At 45.9% G+C, this 1,147-nt stretch carries 1 protein-coding gene, 1 tRNA gene and 1 pseudogene; 1 reads left to right on the top strand and 2 read right to left on the bottom strand.

Going from position 1 to position 1,147, the window contains the following annotated elements; genetic code table 11:
- A partial coding sequence (locus PX481_RS08155; RefSeq protein ID WP_288094290.1) for a TrmH family RNA methyltransferase occupies window positions 1-669 on the bottom strand: 669 nt, incomplete at its 3' end.
- 62 nt (window positions 670-731) lie between these two features.
- Window positions 732-815 (bottom strand) — tRNA-Leu (locus tag PX481_RS08150).
- A 191-nt stretch (window positions 816-1,006) separates the two neighbouring features.
- Between PX481_RS08150 and PX481_RS08145 the strand changes: the two are divergent.
- Window positions 1,007-1,147, top strand: a pseudogene (locus tag PX481_RS08145) (UDP-N-acetylglucosamine 1-carboxyvinyltransferase); the annotation flags it as partial.

Raw genomic sequence — 1,147 nt, 5'->3', positions numbered from 1 at the left:
CGCTAATTGGGGCGATAAACCGGCTCCTTCATTGCCTAACAAGATTAAAGTCGGACGGGTAAAATCAATCTCCCAATGGCTTTTGGTGGCTGTGGGTAAAGTCGCGATCGCTTTTACCCCCTGTGCTTGATATTTTTTCACTAAAGCCGATAAATCCGATTCTACCACCAGGGGCGATCGAAACCATTCCCCGGCGGAACTGCGGATCACTTTCGGGTTATCGATTTCGACGCTATCGAGACTTAACCAGATACCCTGTACTTCCGTAGCCACGGCAGTGCGAATAATCGTGCCGAGATTACCCGGATCCTGCAATCTTTCCAAAACTAAGCCCAATTGTAGCGGATTTTGGGGGATTGGATGAAGGTGATCACGGGAAATAGTGGCAATCACACCATCGGGATTAACCGTTGTTGCTAGGGAAGCGAGGACTTCCGGGGAAACTATCTCGACTCGTTTGGCTTGATTTTGAAGCTTCTCTGCTAATTCTCCCTGTCTTTGCTGCCACTTTTCAGTATAACAAACCGTCTCTAGGGAACAATTCACCGCTAAAGCCGTCTCTAGTAAGTGCGTTCCCTCAATTAAGGACAAATTCTGCTCCTGTCGCTCTCTAGTGCGGTGTAGCTTGCGAATTTGCTTGATTAAAGGGTTTTGAACACTGCTAATCATAGCCAATCGGATTTTTAACCCCGCTAGGGCTGCCCTAAACAACTGCGTCTTGAGGGAGATAATGCGGAACTCGGGACTTGAACCCGAAAGTCTTTGCAGACACTAGAACCTGAATCTAGCGCGTCTACCAATTCCGCCAGTTCCGCATTTTTCTTTCACAATCTTTTATTATACTATCGGACAATCCATAAGTCAAGATAGTTCAGATAATTAAGACAAAAATCGCTTTTCGGGGTAGAATCACCAATAATTTCCTCAAAAATCTGATAAAATGCAGTGTCATTTTGCCGAAGCTCTCCTTAGCCAAGACTGCCAACCAAGATAAATGAATCATCCTATGACCATCGATACCGAGCATCCCTATTTAGAAATTCAAGGTCGTCACTCTCTCAAGGGTGAAGTCAAGATCAGTGGTGCCAAAAATGCCGCTCTAGTGATTATGGCGGGAGCTTTACTCTGCTCCGACGAGTGCCAGATT

The organism is Microcystis sp. M53603_WE2, from assembly GCF_030065435.1.
This window is presented reverse-complemented; position numbering and strand designations above follow the sequence as displayed.